Annotated in this window: 8 protein-coding genes and 1 pseudogene; 5 read left to right on the plus strand and 4 right to left on the minus strand. The window is 46.6% G+C overall.

Features of this window, described 5'->3' with window-relative positions:
- The 3 genes and pseudogenes from ATW55_RS05370 to ATW55_RS15710 all read left to right on the plus strand — a co-directional run.
- Positions 1–210 (plus strand): HAD hydrolase-like protein (locus ATW55_RS05370; RefSeq protein WP_153005022.1); only part of this gene is annotated, 210 nt, incomplete at its 5' end.
- A 223-nt stretch (positions 211–433) separates the two neighbouring features.
- Positions 434–1,303 (plus strand): MerR family transcriptional regulator, encoded by an 870-nt coding sequence (locus ATW55_RS05375; RefSeq protein ID WP_067713648.1) that lies wholly within the window; start codon positions 434–436, stop codon positions 1,301–1,303.
- A gap of 7 nt (positions 1,304–1,310) precedes the next feature.
- Positions 1,311–1,481: pseudogene (locus ATW55_RS15710) on the plus strand (DUF255 domain-containing protein); the annotation flags it as partial.
- 293 nt (positions 1,482–1,774) lie between these two features.
- On the opposite strand, the gene ATW55_RS05385 reads toward ATW55_RS15710, so the two are convergent.
- The 4 genes from ATW55_RS05385 to ATW55_RS05400 form a co-directional block, all read right to left on the minus strand.
- Positions 1,775–2,230 (minus strand): hypothetical protein, encoded by a 456-nt coding sequence (locus tag ATW55_RS05385; protein WP_067713659.1) that lies wholly within the window; start codon positions 2,228–2,230, stop codon positions 1,775–1,777.
- Positions 2,231–2,236: 6 nt separating this feature from the next.
- Positions 2,237–3,109: a DUF6731 family protein gene (locus ATW55_RS05390; RefSeq protein WP_067713663.1), complete on the minus strand. Its 873-nt coding sequence runs from the start codon at positions 3,107–3,109 to the stop codon at positions 2,237–2,239.
- A 269-nt stretch (positions 3,110–3,378) separates the two neighbouring features.
- A complete protein-coding gene (locus ATW55_RS05395) occupies positions 3,379–4,269 on the minus strand; it encodes an Rpn family recombination-promoting nuclease/putative transposase (RefSeq protein WP_201024932.1) in 891 nt (296 codons plus the stop codon).
- A 72-nt stretch (positions 4,270–4,341) separates the two neighbouring features.
- Entirely contained in the window at positions 4,342–5,835 is a 1,494-nt protein-coding gene (locus ATW55_RS05400) for a recombinase family protein (protein ID WP_067713668.1), read from the minus strand.
- A gap of 871 nt (positions 5,836–6,706) precedes the next feature.
- On the opposite strand from ATW55_RS05400, the gene ATW55_RS05405 reads away from it, so the two are divergent.
- Positions 6,707–7,459 (plus strand): DUF6904 family protein, encoded by a 753-nt coding sequence (locus ATW55_RS05405; RefSeq protein ID WP_067711825.1) that lies wholly within the window; start codon positions 6,707–6,709, stop codon positions 7,457–7,459.
- An 87-nt stretch (positions 7,460–7,546) separates the two neighbouring features.
- Entirely contained in the window at positions 7,547–7,723 is a 177-nt protein-coding gene (locus tag ATW55_RS16705) for a cysteine-rich CWC family protein (RefSeq protein ID WP_235587013.1), read from the plus strand.
- The last annotated feature ends 101 nt before the right edge of the window (positions 7,724–7,824 follow it).

The raw sequence follows: 7,824 nt of genomic DNA on the forward strand, positions 1-7,824 counted from the left end.
GAGCATGCTATAAGAAAATTCAACGGTTCTCCGAAGTCTGATTTCATTATGGTCGGAGACCGTAAACATGACATTGTTGGGGCAAATGCGAATGGCATTGATTCAATTGGTGTTAAGTATGGGTATGGTTCACAGGAAGAGCTTGTTCAGGCAAACGCAACCCATTTGGTAGATACTGTCGATGAACTATTTAATCTCCTGTCGCCGTGAGATTCTTATACAGGTAACGGGCGCGAAAATCTCAGAAGGCCATAGGTTTGCAGTTGCATGAAGATGCGTTGTGGACCTCTTGGTTGAGGAAAAATGAAGGCAAACATTTAGTGTTCAAGAATGTAAAAAAATACTTGATCCTGACGCAATGTCAGGTTGTAGGATGAATTTGCCGGCAATATCAATGTGCACGAAATGAGGGGATGATGGCGGAAAAAGAACGATGGAAAGTGGGGAATTGGCGAAGCTGACGGGCATTACGATTCGGGCGCTGCACCATTACGACCAGATCGGGTTGCTTGTTCCTTTTTTGCACTCTGGCGCTGGTCACAGACTGTATTCGGGAAAGGACATCGCTCGTCTGCAACAAATCATTTCTCTGAAGCAGTTGGGTTTTTCTCTGGACGAAATCGGAGAACTGCTTGACAACCCCAGTTTTCGTCCGGACAAAGCAATTCGAATGCAGTTGGATCGATTGGTTCAACAAATCCGAATTCAGGAAGACTTGCGGAGCCGACTGGAGCGTCTATATGAGTTGGTTCAAGCTCAACGAGAACTGACTGGAGAGGAATGGATCAAAATCATCGAGGTGATGAAAATGACGGAGAAGTATTTTACTCCAGAGCAGATGGAGAAACTCAAGAAACAAGGGGAACTTCTGGGAACCGAGAAAATCAAAGAGGTTGAGAACGAATGGCCAAGCCTGATTGCCAACGTACGCGTAGAACTGAAAAAGGGGACGCCTCCTGATAGTCCTGAGGTACAACTGTTGGCCAAGCGGTGGAAAGAACTCGTCAACCTCTTTACAGGCGGCGATTCTAGCATCACGCGATCCGCTGAACAATATTACGCGGAGAACCCGGACCGAGCAGCGGAATTCGGCATGGATAAGGAGTTGTGGCAGTACATCTCGAAGGCCATGGCCACCAGTTTAGTGACTGAACGACCCCCAGTAAGATGCAGGATAATTCTACAACAGGCCCTTGGTTCTTCACTTCCCAGAACCAGGGCTCCTTTTTATGCTGTTTCCCAAGCATCAATACTTTTCCCCGCATGGGTGTATACTAACGGTAAATCCATCCAGAGAGGATGATTCAACCGTGAACTCCAACAACGGCGGCCACAAATTCACCAACCGCCTGATCCACGAAAAATCGCCGTATCTCCTTCAGCACGCCCATAATCCAGTCGACTGGTACCCTTGGTGCGACGAAGCGTTCCGTATCGCTCGCAGGTTCAACCGGCCAATCCTTTTGTCCATAGGCTACTCGTAGCCCTGCGGGGCTACGAGTGGCAATATACGGGAATGGAGTAATATATGGACCTGTCACTGGTAGCGGGTCCGTAAACTACTCCTGAAGAGTACATAGAGGCAAGTTGGGTACGAATGCAATCATTTGAACGTTTTATGGATAGACCAGAATGGGTTGGCGTACGCGGCCGATGTCTAGCTTTATACCTCTGGAAATTAACTTTGGTGAACATAATCTAGGAAATTCAGGTGTGGGGTATAGCTCATTACGGAACGCCGTTTACACCTCGGTTCCAGCCAATTGGTAAGTTTTCACTCAAACAATAAAGCAGCGAGAATTCGAATTACACGATACAGACAAAGTAAACTTATGGAAAACAAAAAGGTCAATAAACTAATCAGAATTTGAAAAAGTATATGAACGTGAGTATCAGCAAAAGCTGTTTCTACAATGGATCCGACAGTTAGGAAAAGGGTGGCCGATATAGCGCGCATCATATACGATAAAATGTCGTGAAATGCACTGTTGGATGTTCGTTTAAGCTGCTTTAGTTGACTAATAATTTTCTTGTCTTCAAGCGCATACAACAATGTAAGTGCCGTGGATAAGAAACCAACTGAAATTGCACCGAATGTAACAAGGTCAGTTAGAATGTCCTTTAGATTTTGCAAAGGACCTAGGTCCAAAGCGTGGTATATGACAAAAACACCTATGCCCATGCCGGAACTAATAAGAAGTGGATATCTACGCTCAAATTTATATCCCACAATGTATCAATCCCTGCCGGCCACATTTTGAGCTTGAATCTCTGCCCTTCTTTTGTTATACGCATCTTCAAGAAAAATGTACATCTGCTTGGGAAACAAACGATTACGTCTTGTAGGATTAAAGGGATTTGTTTCGATCATTCGGTCATGCAGTAGATCAATGGGTAAAAGGGGACTCTCATCCTGCTCTCGGCCAGTCACCCGTAAGGCAGACACATATTCGCGATTTGCCAGCATCGATTCGATTAATCGACGAATCCCTCGAGGCAAAAGTGTTTCACCTCGAGCTCTTTCAGCTTTGATTTCGATGTTGGCTTTTCCACCGTCCAATTCACGCAAGAACTTTATCATTGCACTTGTGGCTTCATCAGAGTTATCAAAAATTTGAACATTTGATGGGGCTGCGAAGGAGACTTGTAATGTTCGAATTATATTTTGCCTCGTCATACGCTGCAAAGCATCAGTTGTTAAATATGGTGGTAATTCAAATTCGGCCCTCTGAATGAAATTCGAGAGATATTCGCGTAAGGCACCCGACTTGATACCGTAGTGGTTATACTGCATAACCAGTGTTTTAGAATTCTGGGAAGGATCATAGAGGAAAGACGAGCGTTCACCCACACCTTCGTCCTCTGCTAATGAAAAATCTTCGACGCTGCCGTCCAACCGTGCCTTTTGCGGGATTGCGTTCATTCTTATTTTGGTAATTGTTCCAAACCAAATTCCATCTCTAAGTTCTATTTCATTTACATTTCCGTATTCTTTCCACACCTTACGAGTTCGCTCTTCAACAGGTGTACTCGAAATTTGCTGAAATACGAAATCCAGAGATGCACTACTCGGTTCATCCACCCGATAAAAGTCAATTGTAATCGTCAATTTCTCATCCCCAACCCTATAGCATGTCCAAACACTAGTCGTTAGAAACTACGTCATTCCAATATGTTGCTTCGTTGTAGAAGGCTGCTTCCGAAAGCAATCGAAGGTGATGTTTCAAGTCTATGGGCAGTCTCGTAAAATTCACCCATTCATGGTTGCAACTTTATTTTAACAGGACTGCAGAATACACTTCGTGTATAGTAAGGGATCTGCGGCATTGGTATCGGGTTTTGAGAGCACTACAATATGTGTTGTCACATTCATGACGCTCATTGAATATTTCGATGCATTTCTGCAACTTTCTCCTTCGACAAACCAGTATGTTGTGCAACTGTCTCCATATCCATGCCGGACGCTAACAGGTTCCTCGCGATGTTTTCTGCTGCTTGTAATGCACCTTTTTCTCCTGCCTCTTGCGCCCGCAGTTCTGCCTCACGAACAGCGGCAGCATCATCTAAAATGACTTTTCGGCGAGATTCGTACTCAGACCAGGCCCGAGGGTCACGGCTAATGTCTTCCCATTCTGCAAAGGCTTTCTTCATGACGGAATCCTGCATTGCAATCGCCTCCAATTCTCGACGGATGTCTTCATTTTCTCCAGCTTCCAAGAGTAGCAACCAACGGACGAGCAAGTCTTCATGAAGGTTGAGAGCTTTCTTGCGCCAGTTCACCATAAGTTTCGAGATCTCCATGAAATGGATTTCCAAGACATCGGTGAGCAAGAATTTTTCTTCATCCTCAAATAGGTGGAACGTTGTATGGTATCGTTCGGTTGGTTTTACGAATCGAAAATTCAAGATGTTAATCGTAATGGTCTTCGCCAACTCTTTGTAGCCCATTCCTTCGTTCAATTGACCTGAATAGATTCGCGACCAGTAATACAGTGTGCGTTTCTCCATATCATACCGATTTGCGAGCTGAATTTCGATATTGATCCGCGCACCGTTTTCCGTACGTGCGTGAATGTCCAGAACCGATTTCTTGTCGTCCAAATGTTTAGGTTCCAGTTCTGAATTCAGAATTTCAATGGACGTGATGCGATCGTGCTCTGGAAGTTTCAGAGTCGCGTTGAGGAAGGCAATGAGGATTGGCTCATTTCCCTGTTTCCCAAACAACTGTTTGAAAGCAAAATCGACCTTTAAATCCATCAACGGCATCACAATACCACACCTTCATCATCGCTTGAACACATTTTACCATATCACTTGGCCTTAGTCTTTAGAAGTGCACAGTCATCGAAACTTCACCTGAATGTCGACTTCACCCCCGTTTCGCCTGTATTCGATCCGCCCAATGATCAGCTTCATAAGTCGGTTTCGTTCCTGCACGTCGATGGCGGCCTTCCAGGAGGCTTTGAGTTCGTCAATCAACTGCAGCCGTTCTGCGTGAGTGAGGGGCGTGCATCCGTCGAGGCTCTCCTTCAGTTGTTCATACTCGTTCTCCTTTTTCACAGTGAGATCCTTCAGGCGTTCCAGCCGCGTTTTGTACTCCGCTTTTGTCACATCGCCCATCACGAATAGGTCCTTAAGCCGATTCGCTCCGTCACGTAACGATTCGAGTTCTCGTTCTTTGGTGTGCAGCAGATGCTCCGTTGGGAAGTCTGATTCGTTGGTCTCAACGGGCGTTTTCAGGAGTACTGCCTCGTGTTCGCGTAGACTCTCCATAACCGCTTTTTCCACGTGTTCGAGTTCGATCCCGCGATTGCCACAACAATTCCCGAATGCATCGGTCTTTTGGCACTTCTTCACGAGTGTGCGCCCGTTTGGTTTCGGCTGGAACTGCAGGGAGTAGCCGCATTTGCCGCAGTAGAGTAGGCCAGAGAGAAGATAGGTGCCACGACGGGCGTGTTTGGGCTGAATTCGGCGGCTTTCCAGCAGTGTGACGATTTCCGCGTGTTCCTCCGGGGTCTTGACGGCAGGGTGAGCATTCTCGACGACGATCCAGTTTTCACGTGGGATCACTTTGAACGGTGCAGCTTTGCGTTTCTTGTGGAGTCCACCGCTCGTTTTGCCGTATACGACTCGACCGAGATGCACTTCGTTAAGGATGAGCCGGTACAGCACGCTTTCAGACCACAGTTTTCCTTTCGGTGACTGGATGCCCTGGCGGTTGAGTTCCCAGCAGACGCCGCTACACGTGGTACCGCTCAAAATCCGGTGCTTTATGAAGTTGTAGACATCCAGTTTCTCGGGATCTACATCCAGGCTGTGGGCTTCTGAGTTATACACGTACGGGAAGGGGGCAGGACCGTTGGTCCAGTGGCCGAGTCTTGCCCCAATTTTCTTGCCGCGCTGGAACCGCTTCTTAATCATTCGATATTCGTAGCGAGCGAAGACGCCTTCAATGTCGGTGATCAGTTCCTGGTCCTCATCGTTCAGGTCGTAGACGCGGTGAGGAGTCACAACGAGGGTGTTCGACTGCTGAAGGGTCTTTTCAATTCGCGCCCGATCCTCCTTGTCGCCACGACTGAGACGGTCATAGTCCATGACGACAACTGCATCATAAAAATCGTTCTTGATGTCCTTCAACAGACGTTTGAATTCAGGGCGAAAGTCGATGCTGTCGGAGCTGCCAATCTCCCGATAAATCACATAGCGCCAGTTGTTCTTTCGGACGAGATCGGTGAGTGCGGTTTCGTGTTTGAGTAGGACATCTTCTTCACCGCCAGTATCATCGCGGCTCTTGCGCAGGTACATGGCCACTTCGTAGATCTTCTTTGGTTCCATTGCGTGTCACCTCGATTGTCAGGTTATAGTTCCGGATGTCCATCTTTGCTCTGCAGGGCGAGTGAAGTCAACGGCAGGAGATGGAGAAGGCAAGGCTTCGCAAGAAGTCGATGGGGGAGCAGAAAGGACCGTCCATAAGGGCAATTCATCGTGAGGGATGTTGATTTGAGATGTCGTGTCGGATGGTCATTTTGCAAGTAAGCCGAAGCGCGTAGCGGTGGGCATGAGGTCTTTCTTGAATTGGGATCGACGTCCGATTTGAAGGAGTCAGGAACGATCTGCACAGTCTCGTGCGACAATGAAGAATTGCACCGTGAATGGCTTCGAGATCATATTGACCAGTAAATACGCTTGCTGAATCCGATACCGGCTATCAAGAAACAAGTAGGGGTGCGATGTAAGTATTGAACGGCGGGAGCATTTGGTGTTTTTAGAGAGATGGGTATGACTCGACTGGCGGCAGGGCTAAAGACTTTTATAACTGTTCAACGCGTCCAGGCTAGGTCGACTGTAACCAGAAATCCAACTTCTCTATGGACGCAGATTGCGCGGCACTTGGGATGATTTGATGTTAGGCTATAAAAGTGGACACGACGAACTGAGAATGTAAAATAAAATCATTCGAGGTGATGATCGTGCCAAAACCCTTTGATCGAGATTTTAAGTTAAACATAGATAAAAGCTGTTCCTAATAAACAAAAGGAAATGGCGTTACTTGTCCTGAATGAGAATGACGAGGTTATAGACGTATTTCATCACGATACTCAAGGTAACTTCGCCGCGATACGACGGGTGCCTATGCCCATTCATTCTGTGATTCTTTCGCTATACTTTACCTTGACCTTATTAAAATTGAACGCAGGTGAATGCCATGCTAACTATCCGCAATACACCGAATTTAGCAGGTATCGCGATATCTGGTGACGATCAGGACCTCGATACGCTATACCTGGCGCTACTCATGATCGTTGGAGATGAAGGGGAATACGGGAATTACGAAGGGGCGCGTCTTCGGATTCTCGGAGTGATGTATGACATTCGACATGCGTTCCAGGGTGATCGGGAATTTGAGTTCGTTGACAACGGTATGAATGCGGACAGGATGCGAATGTTGGAGATGATCACGCCGGATAAAAATTTGTATTACAAGTGCCAAGTTTACTATCCAGAGGCACTTTTCGTCACTATGGCAATCAACGACTTTATCCGTCTTTATGCTAAAACACATGCAAAGTCAGCCACTTACCCGTTGGTGGACAAGAAAAATCTATGGGATGCACATATTGTGACCGCTCGATTGTTTCAGTCGTTGATCGCGAATTGTCTGAAAGAAGCTGTGACAGAGGCTTCATACAAGCGAATCGTGAACCTCTTGCACAATGACTATACATGGACGGATGGCTACACGACGCAATACCTGGATATGTTGAACATTCGATATCTTGAAATCGGGGATAGAGAGCAAAGGGCGAAGGAGTTATCTTTAATTGTCAAACGAATGACTGAAAAAGGGAAGGAATATCGCCAAGTTGAAGAGGGAGTTAGGACAGTGGCACGGGAACATCATTGCTCTGTGGAAGAAATTCGTTTGATCGAGCATTATCCAGAGAAAATCGAGTGGTAGAAGGGCAGGGCAAGAGGGTTCAATGGGATAATTAAAGATTCTCGGTCGAATCATAGACCGAAAAAGGCAACAAGGCGGCTGAGGTTAATGTTAAATGGGAACAAATACCCGATTTGTGGAAGGGATAACAACTGCGGCAATGTTGCTGGCAAACCCCATGGAACATGTTGGTGTGATCAAGAATTCTTTCCGCAGGAGATATCCGACAAAATCCCATCAGGGTCGGAAAAAGGTGTATTTGTAGAACCTGCCTTGAAGAACTGAAGAGTGGAGATATACCACGAAGAAAAGGAGATATTTCAATGACCGAACACCATCACGATCATGACCATGGAGATGTCTTTCACTCCCACGACGCCAGCAAG

The sequence above is a fragment of the Ferroacidibacillus organovorans genome, from assembly GCF_001516615.1.
In the GTDB taxonomy this organism is placed as follows: domain Bacteria; phylum Bacillota; class Bacilli; order Alicyclobacillales; family SLC66; genus Ferroacidibacillus; species Ferroacidibacillus ferrooxidans_B.

Excerpts from the sequence above, each read along its gene's own strand:
- ATW55_RS05375 (WP_067713648.1), top strand. The coding sequence starts at position 434 with ATGGAAAGTGGGGAATTGGCGAAGCTGACGGGCATTACGATTCGGGCG.
- ATW55_RS05400 (WP_067713668.1), bottom strand. The coding sequence starts at position 5,835 with ATGGAACCAAAGAAGATCTACGAAGTGGCCATGTACCTGCGCAAGAGC.
- ATW55_RS05405 (WP_067711825.1), top strand. The coding sequence starts at position 6,707 with ATGCTAACTATCCGCAATACACCGAATTTAGCAGGTATCGCGATATCT.
- ATW55_RS16705 (WP_235587013.1), top strand. The coding sequence starts at position 7,547 with ATGTTAAATGGGAACAAATACCCGATTTGTGGAAGGGATAACAACTGC.